The sequence below is a fragment of the Nocardioides albertanoniae genome (assembly GCF_006716315.1).
Taxonomy (GTDB): Bacteria; Actinomycetota; Actinomycetes; order Propionibacteriales; family Nocardioidaceae; genus Nocardioides; species Nocardioides albertanoniae.
The window spans coordinates 3,619,140-3,643,447 of sequence record NZ_VFOV01000001.1; the positions used below are offsets into that span (position 1 = coordinate 3,619,140).

At 69.9% G+C, this 24,308-nt stretch carries 20 protein-coding genes; 4 read left to right on the forward strand and 16 right to left on the reverse strand.

Features of this window, described 5'->3' with window-relative positions:
- Window positions 1-2: 2 nt before the first annotated feature.
- The 6 genes from rodA to ndk form a co-directional block, all read right to left on the reverse strand.
- Window positions 3-1,226, reverse strand: a complete 1,224-nt coding sequence (gene rodA, locus FB381_RS17320; protein ID WP_141781435.1) for a rod shape-determining protein RodA — start codon at window positions 1,224-1,226, stop codon at window positions 3-5.
- Window positions 1,227-1,230: 4 nt separating this feature from the next.
- Window positions 1,231-3,318 carry a penicillin-binding protein 2 gene (gene mrdA, locus FB381_RS17325; RefSeq protein WP_141781436.1) on the reverse strand — a complete coding sequence of 696 codons (2,088 nt, stop codon included), beginning with the start codon at window positions 3,316-3,318 and terminating at the stop codon, window positions 1,231-1,233.
- Window positions 3,318-3,860, reverse strand: coding sequence for a rod shape-determining protein MreD (gene mreD / locus FB381_RS17330; protein ID WP_141781437.1), 543 nt, complete (start codon window positions 3,858-3,860; stop codon window positions 3,318-3,320). Before mreD ends, mrdA begins: the two co-directional genes overlap by 1 nt.
- On the reverse strand, window positions 3,857-4,879 hold the full coding sequence (mreC, locus tag FB381_RS17335; protein ID WP_141781438.1) for a rod shape-determining protein MreC: 1,023 nt from the start codon (window positions 4,877-4,879) through the stop codon (window positions 3,857-3,859). The genes mreD and mreC overlap by 4 nt, the downstream gene beginning before the upstream one ends.
- A gap of 1 nt (window position 4,880) precedes the next feature.
- The gene (mreB, locus tag FB381_RS17340; RefSeq protein ID WP_141781439.1) at window positions 4,881-5,906 is read right to left on the reverse strand and encodes a rod shape-determining protein; all 1,026 of its coding nucleotides are present in this window, start codon (window positions 5,904-5,906) and stop codon (window positions 4,881-4,883) included.
- Window positions 5,907-6,110: 204 nt separating this feature from the next.
- Entirely contained in the window at window positions 6,111-6,515 is a 405-nt protein-coding gene (gene ndk, locus FB381_RS17345) for a nucleoside-diphosphate kinase (RefSeq protein ID WP_141781440.1), read from the reverse strand.
- Window positions 6,516-6,644: 129 nt separating this feature from the next.
- On the opposite strand from ndk, the gene FB381_RS17350 reads away from it, so the two are divergent.
- Window positions 6,645-9,131: a Tex family protein gene (locus FB381_RS17350; protein ID WP_141781441.1), complete on the forward strand. Its 2,487-nt coding sequence runs from the start codon at window positions 6,645-6,647 to the stop codon at window positions 9,129-9,131.
- 126 nt (window positions 9,132-9,257) lie between these two features.
- On the opposite strand, the gene FB381_RS17355 is transcribed toward FB381_RS17350, so the two are convergent.
- Window positions 9,258-9,959 (reverse strand): pyridoxamine 5'-phosphate oxidase family protein, encoded by a 702-nt coding sequence (locus tag FB381_RS17355; RefSeq protein ID WP_141781442.1) that lies wholly within the window; start codon window positions 9,957-9,959, stop codon window positions 9,258-9,260.
- Window positions 9,960-10,032: 73 nt separating this feature from the next.
- On the opposite strand from FB381_RS17355, the gene pdxR reads away from it, so the two are divergent.
- Window positions 10,033-11,385, forward strand: a complete 1,353-nt coding sequence (gene pdxR, locus FB381_RS17360) for a MocR-like pyridoxine biosynthesis transcription factor PdxR (RefSeq protein WP_141781443.1) — start codon at window positions 10,033-10,035, stop codon at window positions 11,383-11,385.
- On the opposite strand, the gene FB381_RS17365 is transcribed toward pdxR, so the two are convergent.
- From FB381_RS17365 to FB381_RS17375, 3 genes are read right to left on the reverse strand one after another with little or no spacing between them, the layout of a single operon-like run.
- Window positions 11,382-11,639 (reverse strand): competence protein CoiA family protein, encoded by a 258-nt coding sequence (locus FB381_RS17365; RefSeq protein ID WP_141781444.1) that lies wholly within the window; start codon window positions 11,637-11,639, stop codon window positions 11,382-11,384. The genes pdxR and FB381_RS17365 overlap by 4 nt on opposite strands.
- Window positions 11,640-11,666: 27 nt before the next feature.
- Window positions 11,667-12,125 carry a DUF4233 domain-containing protein gene (locus tag FB381_RS17370; RefSeq protein WP_246088166.1) on the reverse strand — a complete coding sequence of 153 codons (459 nt, stop codon included), beginning with the start codon at window positions 12,123-12,125 and terminating at the stop codon, window positions 11,667-11,669.
- Window positions 12,115-13,617: a bifunctional folylpolyglutamate synthase/dihydrofolate synthase gene (locus tag FB381_RS17375; RefSeq protein WP_141781445.1), complete on the reverse strand. Its 1,503-nt coding sequence runs from the start codon at window positions 13,615-13,617 to the stop codon at window positions 12,115-12,117. The genes FB381_RS17370 and FB381_RS17375 overlap by 11 nt, the downstream gene beginning before the upstream one ends.
- A 136-nt stretch (window positions 13,618-13,753) precedes the next feature.
- On the opposite strand from FB381_RS17375, the gene FB381_RS17380 reads away from it, so the two are divergent.
- Complete coding sequence (locus tag FB381_RS17380; protein WP_141781446.1) at window positions 13,754-15,577, forward strand: M48 family metallopeptidase; 1,824 nt, start codon at window positions 13,754-13,756, stop codon at window positions 15,575-15,577.
- A gap of 43 nt (window positions 15,578-15,620) precedes the next feature.
- On the opposite strand, the gene FB381_RS17385 is transcribed toward FB381_RS17380, so the two are convergent.
- A complete protein-coding gene (locus FB381_RS17385) occupies window positions 15,621-16,496 on the reverse strand; it encodes a GNAT family N-acetyltransferase (protein WP_141781447.1) in 876 nt (291 codons plus the stop codon).
- A 79-nt stretch (window positions 16,497-16,575) separates the two neighbouring features.
- On the opposite strand from FB381_RS17385, the gene valS reads away from it, so the two are divergent.
- Window positions 16,576-19,206 carry a valine--tRNA ligase gene (gene valS / locus FB381_RS17390; protein WP_141781448.1) on the forward strand — a complete coding sequence of 877 codons (2,631 nt, stop codon included), beginning with the start codon at window positions 16,576-16,578 and terminating at the stop codon, window positions 19,204-19,206.
- A 148-nt stretch (window positions 19,207-19,354) separates the two neighbouring features.
- Here valS and FB381_RS17395 read toward each other — a convergent pair whose 3' ends face one another.
- From FB381_RS17395 to FB381_RS17415, 5 genes are all read right to left on the reverse strand, one after another.
- Window positions 19,355-20,302 (reverse strand): hypothetical protein, encoded by a 948-nt coding sequence (locus tag FB381_RS17395; RefSeq protein ID WP_141781449.1) that lies wholly within the window; start codon window positions 20,300-20,302, stop codon window positions 19,355-19,357.
- A 132-nt stretch (window positions 20,303-20,434) separates the two neighbouring features.
- Window positions 20,435-21,727: an ATP-dependent Clp protease ATP-binding subunit ClpX gene (gene clpX / locus FB381_RS17400; RefSeq protein WP_141781450.1), complete on the reverse strand. Its 1,293-nt coding sequence runs from the start codon at window positions 21,725-21,727 to the stop codon at window positions 20,435-20,437.
- A gap of 100 nt (window positions 21,728-21,827) precedes the next feature.
- Entirely contained in the window at window positions 21,828-22,433 is a 606-nt protein-coding gene (locus FB381_RS17405) for an ATP-dependent Clp protease proteolytic subunit (RefSeq protein WP_141781451.1), read from the reverse strand.
- Window positions 22,434-22,437: 4 nt separating this feature from the next.
- Window positions 22,438-23,046 (reverse strand): ATP-dependent Clp protease proteolytic subunit, encoded by a 609-nt coding sequence (locus FB381_RS17410; RefSeq protein WP_170225347.1) that lies wholly within the window; start codon window positions 23,044-23,046, stop codon window positions 22,438-22,440.
- 145 nt (window positions 23,047-23,191) lie between these two features.
- A complete protein-coding gene (locus FB381_RS17415; protein ID WP_141781453.1) occupies window positions 23,192-24,202 on the reverse strand; it encodes a lipase family protein in 1,011 nt (336 codons plus the stop codon).
- Between the last annotated feature and the right edge of the window lie 106 nt (window positions 24,203-24,308).

A 24,308-nucleotide genomic window follows, 5' to 3' on the forward strand; every position in this document is an offset into this window, starting at 1 on the left:
GTTTAATTTCGATGGAACGCGACATCTCTTCGCACTGCAGGAACTTGCAGCCGGTCCCGTGCGCGAAGGTCAAGAAGTGGTCCGGACCTGTCCAGACCGGTGCGGCTCGAGCGACCGGAGATGCCGAGCAGCAGCCCCACCGCGAGCAGCGCGGCGATCATCGAGGAGCCGCCGTAGGAGATCAACGGGAGCGGCACCCCGGTGACCGGCATGATGCCGAGGCACATGCCGATGTTCTGGAAGCTCTGGATGCCCAGCCAGCACACGATGCCGGCGGCGGCGACCCGTCCGAAGAGGTCGTCGGTGCGCGCAGCGATCCGCAGCCCGCGCCACAGCACGATGCCGATCAGCGCGATCACCAGCAACGAGCCGACCAGGCCGAGCTCCTCCCCCACCACCGTGAAGATGAAGTCGGTGTGCTGCTCGGGCACGAAGCCCGCGCGGGCCTGCGACCCCTGGAAGAGGCCTTGCCCGAAGATGCCGCCGTCACCGATCGCGATCCGCGCCTGCTGCACGTTGTAGCCGGCGCCGCGCGGGTCGAGCGAGGGATCGGTGAACGCCATGAACCGGTTGATCTGGTATTGCTTCAGCACGCCCGAGGCAACCACGGTCGTGGCACCCGCCACCCCCACCAGGGCCAGCAGCGCCAGCCACCGCCGGGGTGTGCCGGCGGCCGCCAGCACGCAGAAGACCGTCACGCCGAGCACCAGCGTGGTGCCGAGATCGGGTTGCGCCATGACCAGCGCGATCGGCACGGCGGCGACCAGGATCATCGCGACGACGTCGCCCAGCGAGACCCGTGCCCGCCAGCGCCCTTCGCTCCGCTCGGCGAGCACCAGGGCCATCGCGATGACGACGGCCAGCTTGGCAAGCTCCGAGGGTTGGACCTGCACCGGCCCGAACGTCACCCACGACTTCGAGCCGTTGACGGTCGAGCCCATCACCAGCACCAGCAGAAGCCCGATCACAGCGGCCGCATAGACCACCGGCGTCAGCAGCCTGACCCAGCGGTGGTTGGTCGCGACCACCGCCCCCATGAGGACCAGGCCCGCGACGACGTTGACGATCTGCTTGCGCAGGTAGGCCGCGGAGTCGCCGCCGGTGATCGCCTCGCGGTGGACGGTCGCCGACCAGACCAGCAGCACCGACATCGTCACCAGCACGAGCACCGCGCCCAGCAGGATCAGGTCGATGCGGCGTACGAAGGACATCACGTCGTTCTTCATGACCTCAGTCCTTCGGGGGGACGATCGAGCCGTCGGACTCGAATCCGGGCAGGTTCTTCGGCGGGTCGATGCCCTTGATGGCGGCCTTCTTGGGCCGCACCTCACCGCCACCCTCCTCGACGCCGTAGAGCGACTCCCACAGCTTGCGTACGGCATCGCCGACCGCGCCCGAGCCGGTGCCGCCCTGGGAGATCGTCATGATGACGACGTACTTCTTGTTGTACGTCGCGACCCAGCCGGTCGTCTGCTTGCCGGTGACCTCGGCGGTGCCGGTCTTGCCGCGCACCTTGACCTCGTCGACCGGGAAGCCGCCGAACTTCCACGCCAGGGTGCCCGAGCGCGGGGTGCCGAGCAGCGCCTCGTTGACGTAGTCGATGCTCTTGCTCGACATCTTCACCTTGCCGGCGACCTTGGGGTCGATCTTCTCGACGACCGTGCCGTCGCCGCTGACGATCGCCTTGCCGATGCGCGGCTCGTAGAGGGTGCCGCCGTTGGCGAGCGAGGAGTAGGCGCGGGCTAGCTGGACCGGGGTGACCATCGTGTCGCCCTGGCCGATGGAGAAGTTCACCGCGTCGCCGGTGCGGTAGTAGTTGCCCTCCACGCAGAACTCGTGGCTGAACAGCTGCAGGAACTGGGTCGGCGCGTTCTTCTTCTCGTCCATGCGGCAGTAGTAGCCCTTCATGGCCTCGTAGTACTCCGCCTTCCACTTCCGGTCGGCGATCCGGCCGGCCGACTCCCCCGGCAGGTCGATGCCGGTGCGCTTGCCGAAACCGAACTTCTTGGCGGTCTCCACCAGCGGATCCTTGGCGTTGACGTCGGCCGGGTTGGAGCCGTACTTCTGCCAGTACTTGACCGCGATCCGGTAGAAGAAGGTGTCGCAGGAGAGCTCGAGGGCCTCGGCGAAGGTGAGCATGCCGTAGGGCTTCGACTCGTAGTTCTTGAACCAGCGGTTGCCGACCTGCAGCCCGCTGGAGCAGTCGAGCTGGGTGTCGCGGGTGTAGCCGTTGTTGAGCGCCCCGACCGTCATGAACGGCTTCCAGGTCGAGCCGGGTGCGAACTGCCCCTGTGTCGCCCGCGGCAGCAGCGGGTAGCCGGCCTTCTCCGAGTAGAGCCGGTCGAGCTGCTTCTGGCTGATCCCGCCGACCCATTCCTTCGGGTCGTAGGTCGGCTGGCTGGCCATCGCGACCAGGCGTCCGGTCTGCGCCTCCATGACCACCACCGAGCCCGAGTCGGCCTCGTAGTTGCGGCCGGTGATCTTGTCGAAGGTGTTGCGCGCGGTGTCGATCGACTCCGAGAGCAGCTTCTCGGCTCGACCCTGCACCTTGGAGTCGATGCTGGTCACCAGGGTGTCGCCCGGTTGCGAGGCGACCGAGTCGCCGCGCCCGATCTCACGGCCGAGCGAGTCGACAGTGACCGTGTCGTAGCCGGGCATGCCGCGCAGCCACTGGTCGTACTCCTTCTCGACACCGGCACGGCCCACCATCGAGGTGTTGTTGAGCGACTCGTCGCCACGCTCTCTGGCGTTCTTGTCCTCGTCTTCGGTGATCGGGGAGAGATAGCCGAGGATGCCGGCGGCGTTGATGCCGTTGGGTCTCGGGTAGGAGCGCAGCGTCTGCTTCTCGGCGACCACCCCGGGGAAGTCCTCGGGCTGCTCGAGAATGCGCAGCGCAGTCGACTCGGAGACGTCGGTGGCGATCGGCACCGGCTGATAGCGCGTGCCGGACCAGTTGTTGATCGCGTCCTGCTGCTTCTTCGGCGAGACGTCGACCGCCTTCGCGACGCGCTCGATCAGGACCTTGCGATCCTCCTCGTCGAGGCCGTCGAGCACACCCTGGTCGAGGCTGACGACCCACGCCGAGCGGTTGGTCACCATCGGCCGGCCCTGGGCGTCGACGATGATGCCGCGCACCGGCTGACGGGTGACCTCACGCTTCGACTGCGAGGCGGCCGCCGCCTGGTAGGCATCGCCGTGGCGCACCTGCAGGTAGAACAGCCTGACCCCGAGCGTGGCCAGCAGCGAGAAGACCAGCGCCTGGATCACGATCAGCCGCAGCCGGCTGACATTGGCGGTCGGGACTCGGTTGCGGCCCATCACAGATCGCCCTTGCCCAGCAGCCACAGCAGCGCGGGGATCAGCAGCGGCGCCAGCAGCAGGTCGTAGCCAACGCTGATCGCGACGGTCGGCAGCAGCGTCAACGGCGCCTCGCCGAGGATGAGGCCGCTGACCGCGAACACACTCACCCCGATGAAGGAGCAGGCGGCCACGGTGGCCATCACGATCATCGCGCTCGGACGGTTCTGCCGGCCGTGGACGGCGCTGCCCTCGCGTACGCGTCCGGCGACGTAGCCCACGATCAGCAGCGCGAGCGCCCACCGACCGGCCGTGTGATCGGCGGGCGGCGCCAGATCGAGGAGTACGCCGGCGGCGAACCCTGTCACGATCGCGGCCTGGCCGCCGCGGGTGAGCGCGACCGCGAGCACGACCAGCAGAGCCAGGTCAGGCGTGATGCCGCGGATCGCGAAGGCGGGCGCCACGCTCAGCTGGAGCACGACGGCGATCACGACCAGCAGGCCGACCAGGAGGTTGCGCAGCACCGGGGCGGCACCCCGTACGCCCGTTTCCATCTCGCTCATCGCAGCTCCCCCTCCGGAGTCATCACGGCGCGGTCGCTCTGCGTGCCGCTCGGCACCACGACACCGACGACGTCGAGCGACCCGAAGTCGACGAAGGGCTTGATCCGCACCGTGCGCGAGGAGTCGCGCACGCTCGCGAACGTGTCGGTCACCTCACCGATCGGCAGGCCCGAGACGTAGGGAGCCGCCCGGCCGTCGCCCCACGTGACGACCGTCTCGCCCTTGAGCGGGGCCACGGTGCGGTCGACGAGGTCGAGGGCGAGCTGGCCGGAGTCGGAGCGGCCGGCGACGACGCCGGAGCCCCTGACCATGCCGACCTGGCCGGACTTTCTGCCGGAGTGGTCGGAGCCGCCGACCCGGCCGCCGACGACCGAGGCGGCGTCGACGATCAGCAGGACGGTCGCCGAGGTCTTGGTGACCCGCAGCACCCGCCCGACGAGGCCGTCACCGGTCACCACCGACATGTCGGACCGGATCCCGGCAGCGCTGCCGGCATCGATCGTGACGGTGCGGTTGAAGGTCTGGGCGGGGCCGTGGGCGGTGACCCGCGCCGGCACCAGGGCGTAGCCGAGGTCGCCGGCGGCGCGGGTGATCGACTCGTACTCGGCGAGCTTGCCGCGGCCGTAGTCGGTGACCTCGAGCTGGCGGCGCAGCGTGGAGTTCTCGGCCTCGAGCTTGGTGAGGTGGTCGCGGAGGTCGTCACGGGTGTCGAACCACTCCGGCACCCCGGTGAACGGGCGGGCGAGCATCGACGCGCCGGTCTCCAGGGGCGAGAGCACCTCGCCGACCGCGGTGCGGGCCGGCTCCAGCGCGGGGGTCTGGTCGAGGGTCGCCAGCGTGGCGCAGCCGAGCACCAGGGCGATCAGCCAGGTGCGCTTCGGGCCGTTGCCCGGGCGAGTCTCGAGGCTGCCGCGCCGGTTGAGCCGCTCCCGGGGCATGCGGCCGCGGGGTTTGGGGCCCTTGCGTTCTTCCAGCCCTTTGCGCAGCCGTTCGCTCGGGCGTGGGCTCAGCAGCGACACGTCACCATCTCCTGTTCTCGTTCACCAGGACGGGGCGGAGCACGTCGTAGTCCTCGACACAGCGGCCGGCGCCCATCGCGACGGAGGTCAGCGGGGACTCGGCGATGTGGACGGGCATGCCGGTCTCGTGGCGCAGCCGCTCGTCGAGACCGCGCAGGAGCGCTCCGCCACCGGTGAGCACGATGCCGCGGTCCATGATGTCGCCGGCCAGCTCGGGCGGCGTCTGGTCGAGCGTGGTGCGTACGGCGTCGAAGATGTCGTGCAGCGGCTCCTCGATGGCCTTGCGCACCTCGGCAGCCGAGACCGTCACCGTGCGCGGCAGGCCGGTGATCATGTCGCGGCCCCGGATCTCGGCCTCCGGCTCGCCGGGCAGCGGCCACACCGAGCCGAGGGTCATCTTGACCTCCTCGGCGGTGCGCTCGCCCAGGAGCAGGGCGTACTCCTTCTTCAGCCACGTCATGATCGCGTTGTCGAGCTTGTGGCCGGCGGTGCGGATGCTCGAGCTGGTCACGATGCCGCCCAGGCTGATCACCGCGACCTCGGTGGTGCCGCCGCCGATGTCGACGACCATGTTGCCGGTCGGCAGGTGCACCGGCAGCCCGGCGCCGATCGCGGCCGCCATCGGCTCCTCGATGATGTTCACCTGGCGGGCGCCGGACTGGTAGCCCGCCTCCTTGACCGCGCGGATCTCCACCGCGGTGATCCCCGACGGCACACAGATGACCATGCGGGGCTTGGCGAAGTAGCGACGGCGGTGGACCTGCTGGATGAAGTAGCGCAGCATCTGCTCGGTCGCCTCGAAGTCGGCGATCACGCCGTCCTTCAGCGGCCGGAGCGCGACGATGTCGTCGGGCGTACGGCCCAGCATCTTCTTGGCCTCATGGCCGACGGCGAGCATCTCGCCGGTGTTCTTGTTGAGCGCGACAACGCTCGGCTCGTCGACAAGGACACCCTTGCCGCGCACATAGACCAGAGTGTTGGCGGTGCCGAGGTCCACCGCCATGTCGCGTCCAATGATGCTCGCCATACGTCCTCGCGTTCCCGGGGCGCCGCGTCGGGGATCTATGGTGCAGGATGCGGGCCTGCCGACGAGGCTACGAAGGTCAGAGCCCCAATCCGGAGAGGCTCGCCGAAACCGCAACGATACGGGGTGCGGCGTCGCTCCGGATCAGGGGGCGGCGGGTGTTCCACCGATGTTGCGGCCCTATTCGTCAGGCCGCGCGGACGTGGCTCAGGCGCCGAACCAGAGCTTGATCTCGCGGTCGGCCGACTCGGGCGAGTCGGAGCCGTGCACGAGGTTCTCGCGGTTCGACAGCGAGAGGTCACCGCGGATGGTGCCCGGCGCGGCCTTGCGACCGTCGGTGGCACCGTTGAGCGCCCGGACGACCTCGATCGCCTCGTCGCCCTCGAGGACGGCGGCGACGAGCGGGCCGGAGGTGACGAACTCGCGCAGCGGCGGGTACCACGGCTGCTCGACGTGCTCGGCGTAGTGCTCGTCGGCCTTGGCCGCATCGATGGTGCGGTGCTCGAGGGACACGATCGTCAGTCCCTTGGACTCGTAGCGGGACAGGATCTCGCCCACCAGCCCACGGCGGACGGCGTCGGGCTTCAGGATCACGAACGTGCGCTGCGTCATGTGGTCGAGCGTATCTGGGCCGAGGCGCGCGGGCACGTTCGGGCCTGGCGAGGCGGTGTCGCTGACTGTCGGTGGCGTACGGCAGGATTGCGCCCCGTGACACCACCAGCACCAACGCTCGCAGACTCCATGGCCGCCATCCCCGCCCGCATCGCCGAAGACCTCGAGGTGCGCACGGCTCAGGTGAGCGCCGCTGTCGCCCTGCTCGACGAGGGCTCGACGGTGCCGTTCATCGCTCGCTACCGCAAGGAGGTGACCGGCGGCCTCGACGACGCCCAGCTGCGTACGCTGGAGGAGCGGCTCGGCTACCTGCGCGAGCTCGAGGAGCGGCGGGCCGCGGTCATCACCGAGATCGCCAAGCAGGACAAGCTCACCCCCGAGCTGCAGGCCTCGATCTTCGCCGCCGACACGAAGGCCCGGCTGGAGGACATCTACCTGCCGTTCAAGCCGAAGCGGCGTACGAAGGCGATGATCGCCCGCGAGAACGGGCTCGAGCCGCTGGCCGACGCGCTGATGGCGGACCCGTCGCTGGAGCCGGCCGTGGAGGCCGAGAAGTTCCTGGGCGACCAGGTGGCCGACACGAAGGCTGCCCTCGACGGGGCGCGCGCGATCCTCGTCGAGCGCTTCGGTGAGGACGCCGACCTGATCGGCACCCTCCGTGAGCGGATGTGGAAGCAGGGGCGCCTGGTCACCCGGGTGCGCGAGGCCCGCGAGAACGACCCGGCCGCGGCGAAGTTCTCCGACTACTTCGACTTCTCCGAGTCGTACGCCTCGCTCCCCTCGCACCGCACCATGGCCGTCCTGCGGGCCGAGAAGGAGGACGTCATCGACGTCACCCTCTCCCCCTACGCGGAGGAGACGACCGAAGCGAGGTCGAGCGGCGAGCTTGCTCGTCCGCTCGCGCCGAGCGAGGGAGTAAGCGCGCGAAGCGCGCAGCCGGAGGCGGGTGTCGTCACCGACTACGAGCGCTCGATCGCCGCGCGCTTCGGCATCGTCGACTCCGGGCGCCCGGGCGACAAGTGGCTCGGCGAGACGGTGCGGTGGGCGTGGCGTACGCGCATCCTCTTCCGCCTCGAGCTCGACATGCGCACCCGGATCCGGGCCGCTGCCGAGGAGGCCGCGATCGCGGTCTTCGCCGACAACCTGCGCGATCTCCTGCTCGCCGCGCCGGCGGGCACCCGGGCGACGATGGGGCTCGACCCCGGCATCCGCACCGGTGTGAAGGTGGCCGTCGTCGACGCCACCGGCAAGGTCGTCGACACCTCGACCGTCTACCCTCACGAGCCGCGGCGCGACTGGGACGGCGCGCTGGCCACGCTGGCGACGCTGGCCAAGAAGCACTCGGTCGACCTGATCGCGATCGGCAACGGCACCGCGTCGCGAGAGACCGACAAGCTCGCCGCCGACCTGCTCAAGCTGCTGCCCGACCTGAAGATGACCAAGGTGATGGTCTCCGAGGCCGGCGCCTCGGTCTACTCCGCCTCCGCCTACGCCTCCGCCGAGCTGCCCGACCTCGACGTGTCGCTGCGTGGAGCCGTCTCGATCGCGCGTCGCCTGCAGGACCCGCTGGCCGAGCTGGTCAAGATCGAGCCGAAGTCGATCGGCGTCGGTCAATACCAGCACGACCTGCCCGAATACGGTCTCTCGAAGTCGCTCGACGCTGTCGTCGAAGACTGCGTGAACGGTGTCGGGGTCGACCTCAACACCGCCTCGGCGCCGCTGCTGCGCCGGGTCTCCGGCATCACCGAGTCGCTCGCCACCGCCATCGTGACCCACCGTGACGACAACGGGCCGTTCCGCACCCGCAAGGAGCTCGCCAAGGTGCCGCGGCTGGGCCCGAAGGCGTTCGAGCAGGCCGCCGGGTTCCTGCGGATCCGGGGTGGCGACGACCCGCTCGACGTCTCCGGTGTGCACCCGGAGTCCTACCCGGTCATCAACCGGATCCTCGAGCGGGCCTCGGCCGACATCGGCTCCCTGATCGGCAACGCGGGCGTGCTGAAGTCGCTCGAGCCCGCCGAGTTCGTCGACGAGACGTTCGGTCTGCCGACCGTCACCGACATCTTCGCCGAGCTCGAGAAGCCCGGGCGCGACCCGCGCCCCGAGTTCCGCACGGCCACGTTCTCCGACTCCGTGCACGTGATCGCCGACCTCCGTCCGGGCATGGTGCTGGAGGGCACTGTGACCAACGTGGCCGCCTTCGGCGCCTTCATCGACATCGGTGTCCACCAGGACGGCCTCGTGCACATCTCCGCGATGTCCGACAAGTTCGTCGAGGACCCTCGCGACGTGGTCCGCTCCGGCGACGTCGTGCGGGTCAAGGTGCTCGAGGTCGACGAGCCCCGCAAGCGGATCTCGCTCACCCTCCGGCTCTCCGACGACGCTCCCGCGGGTGCCGGCGCTCCGGCGAAGGGTGAGTCCGGTGGCCGGTCGGGACGGCCCGGCGGCCGACCCGATGGTCGATCCGGCGGCGGTCAACGTGGCCAGGGCAGGGGCGGCCAGAGCAAGGGTGGCCAGGGCAAGGGTGGCCCCAAGGGCGGCAAGGGCGGCGGGCGCGGCTCGTCGGCCCCGGCCAACAGCGCCATGGCCGACGCGCTGCGGCGCGCTGGGCTCAGCTGAGGTCTGTTCCTCTCTCAAGGTATGCAGCGAAAGGCTCACATCCCTCGCGGAGCTCCGCTGGGGATGTGAGCCTTCGTCTGCATACCGTGACGGAGGGCCGCGCGCCGACCGCGACTGCTGAGCGAGCTACCTCGGTGAGCGTCCCGCGAGCGCGGCGGCGCGGCGTACGACATCCTCCGGCGCCTCCGCGTGCGAGTCCTCGGCGGTGACCGGGTCGCCGGCGACGCGATGGATCGGGATCACCCCGGCCCAGGCGCCCGACCCGACGTCTTCGGGGTCGTCGATCGGCCCCTCGGCACGCTCCTTCATCGACGCTTCGACGAGCGGGAGGGCAATCACCGCGGTGGCGGCGAGCTCCTTGCGCGTGGCCGGGCGCAGCGTCTCCCAGCGACCGGGGATCATCTGGTCGACCACGAGCGCCAGGGCGCGCTCGCGCTCGTCGGCGTCCTCCACCGCGCGCGCACGACCGACGACGAGCGCGGAGCGATAGTTCATCGAGTGGTGGAACCCGCTGCGCGCGGCGACCAGACCGTCGAGCTCGGTGATCGTGACGCACACGTCGCGCTCCAGCGCGCGCCCCAGCCACCCGGCGGCGACCGAGCCGTGCAGATAGAGCGAGCCGCCCTCGTCAGGGCCGTCGAGATCGAAGCCGTACGCCGTGGGCAGGACGATCGGATGCGCCTCCTCGCCCGACCCCACGCTCACCCCGAGGTGGGCGACGAGCGCGTCGCCGAGAAACGCGTGGAGACGCTCGCGATCGGTGACGGCTCGGTTCTTCCCGCGGGTGATCCGGGTGCGTGGGGTGGGCGACAGCGTCGTGGTGCTCATGGCACCATCGTGACGGCAAAGTGGCCTGTGCTCACGGGCCAATTCGAAGCGTTTTCAACAGGACACATCTGCGATGCTCCCCGTCACCCTCGACCGCACCTGCGGCGACCCGCTGCCCGCACAGCTCGCGAGCCAGATCCGCACGCTGGTGCTCTCCGGCACGCTCTCGACCGGTGACCGGCTGCCGTCGACGCGCGCGCTCGCCGCCGACCTGGGCGTCTCGCGCGCGGTCACCGAGCACGCCTACGACCAGCTCAGCGCGGAAGGCTGGCTCGAAGCACGCCGCGGTTCGGGCACCTTCGTCACCACCACCGGCGCGACCGGCGCGCGCCCGCAGAAGGTGACCGCTCGACCTGCACGGGCGACGCCTCGGCACCCCGGGCGGGCGCTGCCTCACCTCGACACCGGCACTCCGTTCTTCGACCCGAGGCTGGAGCCGGGATGGCGGCGGGCATGGCGGGAGGTCTCGGCGACCACTCCCCCGCGCGGGTACGACGACCCGCGTGGCCTGCCCGAGCTCCGCGAGGCGCTGGCGGCCAGGCTCGGGCGCACCCGCGGCCTCGAGGTCCGCCCCGACGAGATCATCGTGACCGCCGGCACCACCGACGGGCTGCGGGCGATCCTTCCCGAGCTGCGCGACGGGCCGGTCGCGGTCGAGGACCCGGGCTATCGCGCAGCGGCCGAGTCGGTGCGCATCTTCGGACGCGAGGTCATCGACCTGCCCGCCGCGGAGACGGTCGCCGACCTGGGTGATGCTGTCGCGGCGTACCTCACGCCTGCGCATCAGCACCCGCTGGGCCGGGTGATGCCGGCGGCCGACCGGCTACGGGTGCTCGATGCCGCCCGGCGTGCGGACGCCGTGGTGATCGAGGACGACTACGACTCCGAGTTCCGCTACGACGTCGCACCGGTGCCGGCGATGGCCACCTTGGACCGCAGCCGGGTGACCTATCTCGGCACCGCGGCGAAGTCGGTCGTCCCGACGCTTCGCCTGGGCTGGCTGGTCGCCCCACCCGACCTGCACGAGCGGATCCTGCACCGCCGCACGATCACTCACTCGGGAGCCGCCTGGCCCTCGCAGCGCGCACTCCTCACGCTGCTCCGCGACGGCTGGCTCGACCGCGCCGTCCGCTCCGCCCGCCGTGTCTACGCCGAGCGCGCGCCGAGGGTGGCCGAGGCGATGAGCCCGTACGCCACGCTCGCCGGTCCGCTCGCCGGGATGTACTCCACCTGGCTCATGCCCGAGCCGGCCGCGGTCCGGGCGCGCGAGGCGGCGCGTGCGGCCGGCTTCGAGATCAACCTGCTCTCCGGCTACGCTCGCAGCAGCGGTCTGACCGGCCTGGTGATCGGGTTCGGCGGGGTCAGTGACGACGAGCTCGACGCCGCGCTCGACGCGGTCACCGGCGCGCTCGGACCGAGGTCCTAGGCCTCGTCGTCGATCAGGTCGAAGAGGTTCTCCAGCCCGTCGGGGTCATCCTCTCCCCCGCCGACCGCCCATCCCGATCCCGTACGCCGCAGCTGCACGCCGTCGAGCCGGCACGACTGCCCGGCCTTGTGCGCATAGTGCGCCGTGCGGGTGCGTGGCCGGCGCAGCACCAGCGCGTTTCCGCACGCCGGACACATCGCCCAGTCGGTCGACCTCTCGTCCGTCGCCATCTGCAGCTCGTCTGCCTCGTCCACGGCGACCAATCTACCGGTGCGCGTCACTCAGGGGCGTGAGGCGGAGTCGTCGGAGACGGCGTCGTCCGATGCGTCCGCGTCGTCCGAAGCACCCTGTTCGGCTGCCTCTTCTCGCGCGATGATCCGGTCGAGCTCGGCGAAGGCGGCAGCACGCTCGCGATCGATCTTGCGACCGAGCAGATCGCCCATGCCCCACAGGATCGCGAAGATCACGCCGATGACGAACATGATCGAGATCAGGAAGCCCATCGCGATCGCGACGACCTGGAGCGCCCAGCCGAGCCAGTAGGCCCACGGACGCCGCAGCATCCCGGCGACCAGGATGCAGGCGACGAAGAACCCCAGCCCGAGAGGCACGGCCAGACCGGCGGACACCCCGCCGATCGAGATCATCACCGGCGAGGCCAGCGCGACCGCGAGGCCCTCCATCGACACGATCGCGGCACACATGCCGCGTCGCGGCGACTTCTCCCGCTCACTGGCCATCGGTGCGGCCCTCCGTGTCGTCAGCGCCGAGGTCATCGGTGCCGAGGTCGCTGGTGTCCAGGTCGTCGGTGTCCAGGTAGGCGGCCAGCTCCGGGTCGGTGGTCGGCACGACCCGGGCGGTCGGCGCGGCACCGGCGGCCTCGCCACGACCGCCCAGCAGCGTACGTGCTTCGCCTGCGGTCACCACGGAGCCGGTCACCAGCACCGCTCCCTCGGAGATCGAGCCGCCGCCGGAGGACTCCGAGAGGCCGATCGCGGCGTCGATGGCGTCGGCCAGGCGAGGCACGACCGAGACCCGGTCCTCGCCGTAGAGCTCGACGGCGGCCTTCCCGAGCTCGACCGCCGGGAGCGCGCGCTCGGTGGAGTTCTGGGTGACCACGAGGTGCTCGAGATGGGGCTCGAAGACCGCGAGGAGGCCGTCGGCGTCCTTGTCGGCCATCACTCCGATGACACCGACGACGCCGGAGAAGGAGAAGGAGTCTTCGAGCGCCTCGACGGTCGCCTCGGCGCCGGCCGGGTTGTGGGCGGCGTCGAGCAGCACCGTCGGCGAGGCCCGCACGATCTCCAGCCGCGCCGGCGAGTCGGCCTTGGCGAACGCGTCGCGCACCACCTCGTCGGCGAGCACGGTCTCACCGAGGAACGCCTCCACGGCGGCCAGCGCCGTCGCCGCGTTCTGCGCCTGGTGAGCGCCGTAGAGCGGCAGGAAGACGTCCTCGTAGGTCGCCCGCAGCCCGCGCAGCGTGAGGATCTGCCCGCCGACCGCCGGCGTGCGTGAGACCACGGCGAAGTCGGTGCCCTCCCACAGCAGTCGCGCCCCGACCTCGGCCGCGTGCTGGTCGATCACCGCGGCGACGTCGACGGACTGCTCGCTGACGACGGCGACCGCGCCGGGCTTGATGATCCCGGACTTCTCACGGGCGATCGCGACGGGAGTCTCACCGAGATACTTGGCATGGTCGACGGCGATCGGGGTCAGCACGGCCACGTCGGCGTCGGCGACGTTGGTCGCGTCCCAGCCACCGCCCAGCCCGACCTCGACGACGGCGACGTCGACCGGCGCCTCGGCGAACTTCGCGTAGGCCATCCCCACCATCGTCTCGAAGAAGGAGAGCGGGTGCGGCTGGTCGTCGTCGACCATGCCGAGGTAGTGCGCGACGTCGTTGAAGGCCGCCACGAACTCCTCGTCGGTCAGGGACTCGCCGTCGACCGCGATCCGCTCGTTGATCCGCTCCACGTGCGGGGAGGTGAACCGACCGGTGCGCAGGTCGAGCGACCGCAGCAGCGTGTCGATCATCCGCGACGTCGACGTCTTGCCGTTGGTGCCGGTCAGCTGGATGATCCGGAAGGCGCTCTGCGGGTCACCGAGGATCTCGAGCAGCGCCCGGATCCGGTCCAGGGACGGCTCGAGCCGGGTCTCGGGCCAGCGCGACTGCAGCGCTTCCCAGACCTCTTCGATCGTGGCCGCCAGGCGCGGCGAGGGAGTCTCACTCATCACCTCCGAGTCTAGTTCCGACCCGACAGCGACTCCCCATCCGCACCCGCGAGCACCCGTTTCCCAGCCGATCGCCCGACCCGATAGCCTCCACGTGATCTCGGACTGACCCTCGACCCCCACTAGGTCCTCCACCATGCGTACGCTCCGGGCCGCGCTCGCGGTCTTGCTCCTGGCCGCCGTGTTCGTCCCGGCGGCCATGGCGTTGCTCGGCCGACGGGTGTTCACCCGAGGTGGCGACGAGCCCGCGAAGAGGTTCGACGGGCTCCTCCTGACCGAGCAGGACCAGCCCGGCCTGTGGGCGGAGGTGCGCGAGCTGGCCTCCTCCACGGCGACCCGCGCCCCCGACGAGATCCTCCTGGTGCCGGACGTCAACGCGGCGGTCAGCGAGGAGACCCAGCCGTTCGGTCTGGGGTCGAGCACCCGGCGCATGTTCCTGGGCGCGCCCCTGCTCCAAGGGGTCTCCCGCAACCAGCTCCGCGCGGTGCTGGCCCACGAGCTGGGTCACCACAGCACCACCCACTCCCGCGTGGGCGGGATCATCCACCGCGGTCGGCTCGCGGTCGCCGAGATCGCCGCCGGGCTCACCAACCCGCTGCTGAAGCGGCCGTTTCGCACGTACGCCCGGATCTTCTTCGCCCTCACCCGGCCGCTCGCGCACTCCCACGAGATCCACGCCGACCGGCTCAGCGCGAAGGTCGTCGGCGCGCGCACCGCGGCGATCACGCTGCAGACCCTCCCGGCGCTCGACGCGGCGTGGCGCATCTATCTGGAGCAGTACGTCGAGGTCGGCGCCCCCTACGGCCTGCGGCCGACGAGCCTCTTCGACAACTTCACCCGGATGATGAGCGACCCCGGACGCCTCGACCAGCTCTCCCGTCTCAGCGCCGAGCTGCCCGAGACGAACGCCTCGGCCTACGACTCGCATCCACCGCTGCGCGAGCGGGTCGATCGGCTGGAGGCGATGGCCCACGCCGAGTCTGCCGCCGGAGACATCTTCCACGCCGACTCCTCCGGCAACGCCACCAACATCCTGCGCTACCCCTCGCAGAGGTTCCTCGCTCTCGAGGACCAGATGTTCGCCGGATCCGGGCTCACTCCCGCGCCCATGGCCGAGATCGTCACCCTCGCCGGGGCTCGGTCGGCGGCGCAGAACTCCGAGACCCTGCTGGGCACGATGCGGCAGAACCAGATCGCGCCGGCGACCCTGCGCGGTGCCCTCGACCTGATCGCCTCCGGCAACGTCGGCACGCTCCTGGATCTCGTCGACGGTGGAGGCGAAGGGGTCGCGGCCAGGCAGAGCGTCATCATCCGTCTCCTCGCCTCCACGATCGCCCACGAGCTGGTCAGCGAGGGCCGTGCCCGCTACGAGCTGAGCTGGTCGGGCCCCGCGCGTCTGGTCGACGCCACCGGACAGGCGCTCGACCCAGACGAGCTCGCCCACGACGCCGTCGGCTCGCCCGGCTACGCCGCGGCGCTGCGCGCGTGGATGCTTCAGCTCGACACCGCCGTCGACGACGATCCGTCCGCCCAGCCGGCCGATGAGGTGCAGACCCGCGCGCCGGGCGGCTACCTCGGCGCCTTGGCGCCCGTGTCCGGCGACGGCGTCCGTACGTTGCTGGCGACCGACGCCGGCCTGATCCTGCTCAAGCCCTCCAGCTCCGACCGCCTGGCGACCGGCGTGGCCTCGATGACCGCCGGGTCCTCCGGCAAGAAGCTGATCCACCGCGCTCTCGCCAGGCCACCCGCCGAGCTGGCCTCCTCCCCCAACGCCACCTTCCTGGCCTGGGACCAGATCCGCGCCGTCCACCTCAAGCAGGGCTCCTCCCACCGCTCCGCGGACATCACCACCGCGACCGGCCACGGCTGGTCGTTGCACTGGACCCAGTCGGCCGAGTCCGAAGGCGACCTCTGGCCCGTCATCGACCACCACCTCGGCCGACGCTTCACCCTCGACTGACCCGTCGAGTCGGTCAGAACGGGCCGACTCGGCGTGAGCTGGGTCAGGCGCGGAGGAGCGTGTGGTTGGCCATGTCGACGACCGGGCGATAGCCGATCTTGGCGTAGACGTGGTTGGAGATCGGGTTGTCGACGTCGGTGAACAGGCACAGCCGCGTGCCGTCGGCGGCCAGGAGCCGGGAGGACTCGGCGGTCACGGCGGTGCCGTAGCCGTGGCCGCGTCGCTCCTCGGGGGTGTAGACCGGGGCGACGCGCGCGACGCCGTGCGCCGGCGGGGTCGCGCCCGCCAGGGAGACGATGTCGCCGTCGACCTCCCACAGCAGCAGGAACTCGTCGATCTTGCGGCGTACGTCGTCCTCGGACGGCACAGCGTGCTCGTGGGCATAGTCGGGATTCTCCGACTGGTCCCGAGCCGCGCGCCCGAAGTCGCTCAGCCATCGCCGGCACAGGTCGAGATCGGCGTACGTCGCCGGTCGAGCTCGCCCCGGCACGTCTGCCGGCATCTCGAGCGTGCCGAGCTCGTGCAGGCGCGAGGCCATCGCGACGCTCACCCGCCCGCCGGCGAGGCGGACCGTCTCCTCGGCGACGATGCGCGCTGCGGGCAGCGCGCCGTTGGCCCCACCGGCGTACTCACCTCGGGCGTGCAGCTGCCGCGCCAGCTCGATGGCCGCCTCCTCCGGCATCGGGCACACGTAGAGCGGGTACGGCTCGAACGGTGCCGTGCGCATCGCCGCCCCCACGACTCGACCGGCCTCACGAGCGACGGCGAACCACTCGTACGGCCCACCCAGCCCCGCCCCACCTGCCACGCGCGCCGCGTTCGTGGCGAGCACGCTGGTCACGACCGGTTCCTCGGCGAGATAGTCCGCAGCGACGGCGAGGAACTCGGCTGGATCGGTGCAGAACTCGACGGTGACCATGCCCGAAGCATGACGAGTCGGCTGTGCCGGGCTCAACCGGTTTCGCGCCAGCCAGCGTGCGCCCATAGGATTTGGTCTTATGACTGAGACCACGCCCACGCAGACCGCACCGGAGACGACTACGCCCGCTGAACAGCGCGTAGTCGCCGTACCGGACAAGCCGGTCCTCGAGGGCCTGGAGGCCAAGTGGGCCGAGCAGTGGAAGAACGACAAGACCTACGCGTTCGACCGCACCCAGCCCCGCGAGAACGTCTACTCGATCGACACCCCGCCGCCGACCGTCTCCGGCAGCCTGCACGTCGGTCACGTCTTCTCCTACACCCACCCCGACCTGATCGCCCGCTTCCAGCGGATGAACGGCAAGTCGGTCTTCTACCCGATCGGCTGGGACGACAACGGCCTGCCCACCGAGCGCCGGGTGCAGAACTACTTCGGCGTCCGCTGCGACCCGAGCCTGCCCTACGACCCCGACTTCACCCCGCCGGAGAAGCCGGACCCGAAGCGCCAGATCTCGATCAGCCGGCCCAACTTCGTCGAGCTGTGCAACCAGCTCGTCGTCGAGGACGAGAAGGTCTTCGAAGACCTGTGGCGCACGCTGGGGCTCTCCTTCGACTGGGACCAGCAGTACACGACCATCGGCAAGGCCTCCCAGACCGCCTCGCAGAAGGCGTTCCTGCGCAACCTGTCCCGCGGTGAGGCCTATCTGCAGGAGGCGCCGACCCTGTGGGACGTCACCTTCCAGACCGCCGTCGCCCAGGCCGAGCTCGAGGCCAAGGACTACGCCGGCTTCTTCCACCGCGTCGCCTTCCACAAGGCTGACGGCACCCCGGTCCACATCGAGACCACTCGTCCCGAGCTGATCCCGAGCGTCGTCGCGCTGATCGCGCACCCCGACGACGACCGTTACAAGGAGCTGTTCGGCTCCACCGTGACCAGCCCGATCTTCGGCGTCGAGATCCCCGTCCTGGCCCACGAGGCCGCCGAGATGGACAAGGGCGCCGGCATCGCGATGTGCTGCACCTGGGGTGACCTCACCGACGTGCAGTGGTGGCGCGAGCTCAACCTGCCCGCCCGTGCCCTGATCGGCCGCGACGGTCGCTTCTCCCGCGAGACCCCGGAGTGGATCACCGGCGAGGCCGGCATCGCCGCGTACGAGGATCTCAAGGGCAAGACCGTCCACTCCGCCCGCGAGGCGGTCGTCGCGAAGATCATCGAGTCGGGTGACCTCGACGGCGAGCCGAAGAAGACCCAGCGGATGGCCAACTTCTACGAGCGTGGCGACAAGCCGCTCGAGATCGTCGCCAGCCGCCAGTGGTACATCACCAACGGCGGTCGCAACCCCGACCTGCGCCAGAAGCTGCTCAGCCGCGGCCGCGAGCTGACCTGGCTGCCCGAGCACATGCGCCACCGCTACGACAACTGGGTCGGCGGCCTCAACGGCGACTGGCTGATCTCCCGCCAGCGCTTCTTCGGCATCCCCTTCCCGGTCTGGTACGCCCTCGACGCGGAGGGCAACCCCGACTACGACAAGCCGCTGCTGCCCACCGAGGAGCAGCTGCCGATCGACCCGTCCACCGACGTCCCGGCCGGTTACGAGGAGGCCCAGCGCGGCAAGCCCGGCGGCTTCCAGGGCGACCCCGACGTGATGGACACCTGGGCGACCTCCTCGCTGACCCCGCAGATCGCCGGCGGCTGGGAGTCCGACCCCGACCTGTTCAACCGGGTCTACCCGATGGACCTGTGCACCCAGAGCCACGAGATCATCCGCACCTGGCTCTTCGGCCGCATCGTCCGCGCCAGCCTCGAGGACGGCACCGTCCCGTGGAGCCACGCGATGATCGCCGGCTGGATCCTCGACCCCGACCGCAAGAAGATGTCGAAGTCGAAGGGCAACGTGGTCGTCCCGACCGAGATCCTCGACAAGTTCGGTGCCGACGCGGTCCGCTGGCGCGCGGCCCTGACCCGCCCGGGCATGGACTCGCCGTTCGACGAGACCCAGATGAAGGTCGGACGCCGCCTGGCGATGAAGATCCTCAACGCCTCCAAGTTCGTCCTCGGCAACGTCGGGGCCAACAAGCTCAACCCGGTGGCGATCACCCAGCCCGTCGACTGCTCGCTGATGGCCCGCCTCAAGGAGACGATCACCAAGTCGACCGACGCCTTCGCCGCCTACGACTACGCGACCGCGCTGGAGACCTCGGAGAAGTTCTTCTGGGAGTTCTGCGACGACTACCTCGAGCTGGTCAAGGAGCGGGCCTACGACGAGGAGGGCGGCACCGCGACCGAGTCCGCTCGCGCGACGCTGGCCACCGCCCTGCACGTGCAGCTGCGTCTGCTCGCGCCGTTCCTGCCCTACGTGACCGAGGAGGTCTGGTCGTGGTGGCAGACCGGTTCGATCCACACCTCCTCGTGGCCGCGTGAGCTCGAGCTCGGCACCGCGGCCGCGGCCGACCCGTCGGCGCTCGACGCCGTCGCGGCAACCCTGACCGGCATCCGCGGGGCGAAGTCGACCGCGAAGGTGAAGATGCGTCACCCGCTGGCCAAGGCCGAGGTCACCGGGCCGGCCAAGCTCATCAAGGACGCCGAGGCCGCCGCCTCGGACCTCAAGCGGGTCGGCAACATCACCGGCGACCTGTTCTTCACCGTCGACGAGAGCGCGACCGAGCTCAGCGTCACCGCCGAGCTCGCCGAGCTGCCCGACGAGGCCTGACGAGGCCCCCGCGAGGCACGAGAGCAGAAACGGAGCAGGCCCCGGACCAGATGGTCCGGGGCCTGCTGCGTCCCTCACTCCGGCGAGCGCCCGGGGGGATCGCTCGGCCGGTCACTCTGGCGTGGTGCTGGTCGCCGTCGCGAGTGATCTAGCGCGCCGACTTCTCGGCACAAGCCTGATCCTCATCGCTGCCGTCGCTCGGCTCCTCGATCGCCGGGCTCTCCGTGGTCTGCTCCTCGGAGGGCGCCTCGTCGTCGGTGGAGTCCTCGCCATCGGCTGCGGGCGATGACCCTACCGGTGCCTTCGTGTCAGCGCACGCCTCGGCACACTCGGGCGTGGCTTCGTCGTCGTCCCTCGGCTCCGAGTCGGCCGACATGTCGTCGTCATCGCCCGGCACGGGTCGCTTCTCCGGCGTCTGCTCGGAGTCGGGGTCGCAGGTCTTCTTCTCCGGCGCCCGTTCCGGTGCGAAGCCGCGCTTCCCCTGACGCAGCTGCGGCGGCTTGGGTGCTTCGCCCGCCGAGATGGTCTCGTCCTTGGTGCCGGGAAGCTCGCCGACCGTGGCGCCAGGGTCTGCCTCGATCAGCTGCTGGAGGAACATCGGCATGGCCTCGTTCAGGGGCTTGGAGTCGTCGACGGAGACGAACGGCCAGATCAGCGGCGCCATGATGCCGGGGATCGGCCCGACCGACGGGACCAGCGTCGGCGGCGCCGGGTCGTCGTCACCACCGGGATCCGGTGGAGTCGTCGGATCGTTCGCGGGCGGGTCCTCCGGGGTAGCCGCCGGCGGTTTCGGGGACGTGTCGTCGCCGCCCTTGTGCTCGGACGGCCCCGGCTGCGCGGCTTCGCCTGCGCCGCCCTGATCACTCCGCTCACCCGCGCCGTCGCCCGACCCCTTGCCGGTGCCGGGGATCGTGTCGACCCCGGAGACATCCGGGGTCGGGGCAGGCGGCACGACCGTGAAGTCGGCCTGGCCCGCGATCGTACGCGGCACTCTGTGCAACGAGGAGACGTCAGGGCTCAGGGTCTGGACGAGCACGAGAAGCCCCACGAGGACGACGGCGGCATAAGCCAGCACCGGACCCCTCTGGAACCTCACGTGCCCACTTCCCCACCGGGACGCCGAGTCGGAAATGTACGGATGATCATCGATGCTCATTCTGTCCGACTGGCCCGGCCGACACGCTGCCGGACGCCGAAAATAGCCCAAACGGACTAGGCGATCTTCGGGTCAGGCCGACTTCTTCTTTGCTTCCTTCTCCCGAGGCACGAGGGTCGGCATGTCGCCGTCCTCGACGACCCCACGAGTGACGACCACCTTGCCGACATCGGCTCGGGACGGCACGTCGTACATCACGAAGAGCAGGACCTCTTCGATGATCGCCCGCAGTCCGCGGGCACCGGTGCCTCGCTCGAGCGCCTTGTCGGCGATCGCCGTGATCGCGTCCTCGCCGAACTCGAGCTCGACACCGTCGAGGTCGAAGAGCTTCTGGTACTGCTTCACCAACGCGTTGCGCGGCTCGGTCAGGATCTGCACCAGCGCGGCCTGGTCGAGCTTCTCGACGCTCGCGATCAGCGGCAGCCGGCCGATGAACTCCGGGATCAGACCGAACTTGGTGAGGTCTTCGGGGCGCACGAGCTTGAGGAGGTCCTCGGCCTCCTTCTCGGCCTTGCCCCGCACCTCGGCGGTGAAGCCGAGGGTCTTCTTGCCGACCCGCTGCTCGATGATGTGCTCGAGACCGGCGAAGGCACCACCCACCACGAAGAGGATGTTGGTGGTGTCGATCTGGATGAACTCCTGGTGCGGGTGCTTGCGGCCACCCTGCGGCGGCACCGAGGCGGTGGTGCCCTCGATGATCTTCAGCAGCGCCTGCTGCACGCCCTCACCGGAGACATCACGCGTGATCGAGGGGTTCTCCGCCTTGCGGGCCACCTTGTCGATCTCGTCGATGTAGATGATGCCGGTCTCGGCCTTCTTGACGTCGTAGTCGGCGGCCTGGATCAGCTTGAGCAGGATGTTCTCGACATCCTCGCCGACGTAACCGGCCTCGGTCAGGGCCGTCGCGTCGGCGATGGCGAAGGGGACGTTGAGCATGCGGGCCAACGTCTGGGCCAGATAGGTCTTGCCGCAGCCGGTCGGGCCGATCACCAAGATGTTGGACTTGGCGACCTCGACCTGCTCCTCCTTGGCGTGCTTGCCGGGGCCCTGGGGGCCGCCGGGCTGCAGGCCGGCCTGGACGCGCTTGTAGTGGTTGTAGACCGCCACCGCGAGCGACTTCTTCGCCTGCTCCTGGCCGATGACGTAGGAGTTGAGGAAGTCGAAGATCTCCTTCGGCTTGGGGAGATCGGCGATCTCCACCTCGGAGCCCTCGTTGAGCTCCTCCTCGATGATCTCGTTGCAGAGATCGATGCACTCGTCACAGATATAGACGCCGGGACCCGCGATGAGCTTCTTGACCTGCTTCTGGCTCTTCCCGCAGAAGGAGCACTTCAGCAGGTCACCTCCGTCGCCGATGCGTGCCACGAGTGGCCTTCCTTCCCCGACTTGTGCTGCTAGGTCCGAATAGATAGTGACGGTACCCCGTGCCGCGCCCTCATCGTGGGAGCGGCACGGGGCCCGAAGGTCAAACGAGCGCCGGCGTCTTCAGCGACTCGAGCACCGAGTCGATCAGGCCGTACTCGACCGCCTGCTCGGCGGTCAGGATCTTGTCACGCTCGATGTCCTGGCTGACCTCGTCCAGCGACTTTCCGCTGTGGTCGGCGATCATCTTCTCGAGAAGCTCGCGCATCCGCAGGATCTCGTTGGCCTGGATCTCGATGTCGGAGGTCTGGCCGAAGGTGCCCTCGGTGTAGGGCTGGTGGATCAGGATGCGGCTGTTGGGCAGCGCCATCCGCTTGCCGTGCGCGCCCGCGCCGAGCAGGATCGCGGCGGCCGAGGCAGCCTGCCCGATGCAGACGGTCTGCACGTCCGGCTTGATGAACTGCATCGTGTCGTAGATCGCGGTGCACGCGGTGAACGAGCCACCGGGGCTGTTGATGTAGATCGAGATGTCCTGGTCCGGGTTCATCGACTGCAGGCACAGCAGCTGGGCGATGACCGCGTTGGCGACGTCGTCGCTGATCGGGGTGCCCAGGTAGATGATCCGGTCTTCGAAGAGCTTGGCGTAGGGGTCGATCCGGCGGACGCCGTAGGACGTACGCTCCTCCCACTGCGGGATGTAGTAGTTCATGTCCTCAGTCCTTCTTGTGGGCGGGGCGGCCCTCGTCGGAGGCTTCCCTCGCGCTCTTGATGACCTGGTCGACCAGGCCGTAGTCGAGTGCCTCGGCAGCGGTGAACCAACGGTCACGGTCGGCGTCGGCGGTCACCTGGTCGATGGCCTGGCCGGTGTGCTCGCTGATCAGCTCGAGCAGCACCTTCTTGATGTGCAGCGACTGCTGGGCCTGGATCTTGATGTCGGAGGCCGAACCACCCATGCCCGAGGAGGGCTGGTGCATCATGATCCGCGCGTGCGGCAGCGCGTAGCGCTTGCCCTTCGCGCCGGCGCAGAGCAGGAACTGCCCCATCGAGGCCGCCAGGCCCATGCCGACGGTCGCGACGTCGTTGGGGATGTAGTTCATCGTGTCGTAGATGGCCATGCCGGCATCCACCGAACCACCGGGTGAGTTGATGTGGAGGAAGATGTCGGCGTCCGGGTCCTCCGCGGAGAGCAGCAGGAGCTGCGCGCAGATCGCGTTGGCGTTCTGGTCGCGGACCTCGGAGCCGAGGAAGACGATGCGCTCCCGCAGCAGTCGGTTGTAGATGTTGTCGTCGAGAAGGCTCAGACCACCGCCGTTGCCGCCCAGGCTCGGGGAGAGCCCTGGGGCACCGGCGTGAGCGTCAGCCGCGCTGGAGTCGATGTTCACAGGATCGACACTAGCCGCCACACCCGGTTGTTCCACGGCTGGTGTGCCGTTGTTCGCCGTCGGCGTATTCCGAATCCCGAAAGTCTCAGGCGAGCCAGCGCAGCAGAGCGTCGTGCACCGCCGGATGGTTGGACAGCGGCGTGTCGGTCGTCGAGAGCGTGAATCGCTCCGCCGTCGGGAACAGGTCACGCACCCGCCGTGAGCCCAGCGGCGTCTTGTGGCGCCACCACAGCATCTCCCCGAAGAGGCGCCCCATGCGGTTGGGGCGGGAGGTCGCCTTGTCGGTGACGAGCAGGTAGTCGACGTCGGGTCGTGGCGGCAGCATCGCCTCGTCGGAACCGACGACGGCGATCCCGGCCAGGTGCTCGTCGATCTGCTTGCCGACGCCACGCGAGATCGGGGCCGAGGTCACCGCGTAGGGGGTCGTACCCAGGGCGATGAGCTCGGATACGTACGTCGTCCACGGCCGTGTGCCGGAGGTGGCCACCCCGAGCGCGTTGCGGGCGACCAGGCCGCCGGCTCCGTAGCCGACCAGCACGATGCGCGGCTCCGCACCGAGCGCATCGACACACTCCTGGATCCGGCTGCTCAGCGCCACCGCGGCGGGCACCGACTTGCTGCCGGCCGCGACGTTGACATGCAGCGGCATCCAGTCGAGCAGCTCGGCGAGCCGATCGCCGTACGTCGCACCCGTGGCATGGGCCCCGTTGCCCCACACGCCCTCGTCCTTGCCGGCCGGCGGGATCAGCACCAGGATCCGCGGCTGCGCCGCGGTCGACCGCTGCGCGGCGGCCCACTCGCGCGGGCTGAGCGTGCGGCCCTCGTGGCGGATCGAGACGGCCTGCCGCGACTCCGCGTTGACGACGCCGCGAACGATCGGCGTGGCCAGCGCGAGCGGGGCCGCGAAGGGGCGACGGGCGAAGGCGGTGATGCGCCAGGCGAACTTCGCCAGGCCGACCAGGCCGGCGATCCTCTGGTCACGGTCGAGCTGCCACCCGGCGCCGAGCGTGGCGCCCGGGTCCGCGGGGTGAGGACCTGCGGGGGCATCCTCGACGTTGAGGACAACGGCGTGGACGGTCTCAGGACTGGAGGTCACGCTGGAAGCGTAGGGGGTCACGCCCGAGCACGGGAACACCTGTGCGACCTGTGCCGCATGTCGGTGTCGAGGATCACGCCCCGCACACATGTTCCGTACGTTTGCG

Bases quoted from the DNA above. Each gene is read 5' to 3' on its own strand.
- rodA (WP_141781435.1), bottom strand. From the start codon at position 1,226: ATGAAGAACGACGTGATGTCCTTCGTACGCCGCATCGACCTGATCCTG.
- mrdA (WP_141781436.1), bottom strand. From the start codon at position 3,318: ATGGGCCGCAACCGAGTCCCGACCGCCAATGTCAGCCGGCTGCGGCTG.
- mreD (WP_141781437.1), bottom strand. From the start codon at position 3,860: ATGAGCGAGATGGAAACGGGCGTACGGGGTGCCGCCCCGGTGCTGCGC.
- mreB (WP_141781439.1), bottom strand. From the start codon at position 5,906: ATGGCGAGCATCATTGGACGCGACATGGCGGTGGACCTCGGCACCGCC.
- ndk (WP_141781440.1), bottom strand. From the start codon at position 6,515: ATGACGCAGCGCACGTTCGTGATCCTGAAGCCCGACGCCGTCCGCCGT.
- FB381_RS17350 (WP_141781441.1), top strand. From the start codon at position 6,645: ATGGCCGCCATCCCCGCCCGCATCGCCGAAGACCTCGAGGTGCGCACG.
- FB381_RS17355 (WP_141781442.1), bottom strand. From the start codon at position 9,959: ATGAGCACCACGACGCTGTCGCCCACCCCACGCACCCGGATCACCCGC.
- pdxR (WP_141781443.1), top strand. From the start codon at position 10,033: ATGCTCCCCGTCACCCTCGACCGCACCTGCGGCGACCCGCTGCCCGCA.
- FB381_RS17370 (WP_246088166.1), bottom strand. From the start codon at position 12,125: ATGGCCAGTGAGCGGGAGAAGTCGCCGCGACGCGGCATGTGTGCCGCG.
- FB381_RS17375 (WP_141781445.1), bottom strand. From the start codon at position 13,617: ATGAGTGAGACTCCCTCGCCGCGCCTGGCGGCCACGATCGAAGAGGTC.
- FB381_RS17380 (WP_141781446.1), top strand. From the start codon at position 13,754: ATGCGTACGCTCCGGGCCGCGCTCGCGGTCTTGCTCCTGGCCGCCGTG.
- FB381_RS17385 (WP_141781447.1), bottom strand. From the start codon at position 16,496: ATGGTCACCGTCGAGTTCTGCACCGATCCAGCCGAGTTCCTCGCCGTC.
- valS (WP_141781448.1), top strand. From the start codon at position 16,576: ATGACTGAGACCACGCCCACGCAGACCGCACCGGAGACGACTACGCCC.
- FB381_RS17405 (WP_141781451.1), bottom strand. From the start codon at position 22,433: ATGAACTACTACATCCCGCAGTGGGAGGAGCGTACGTCCTACGGCGTC.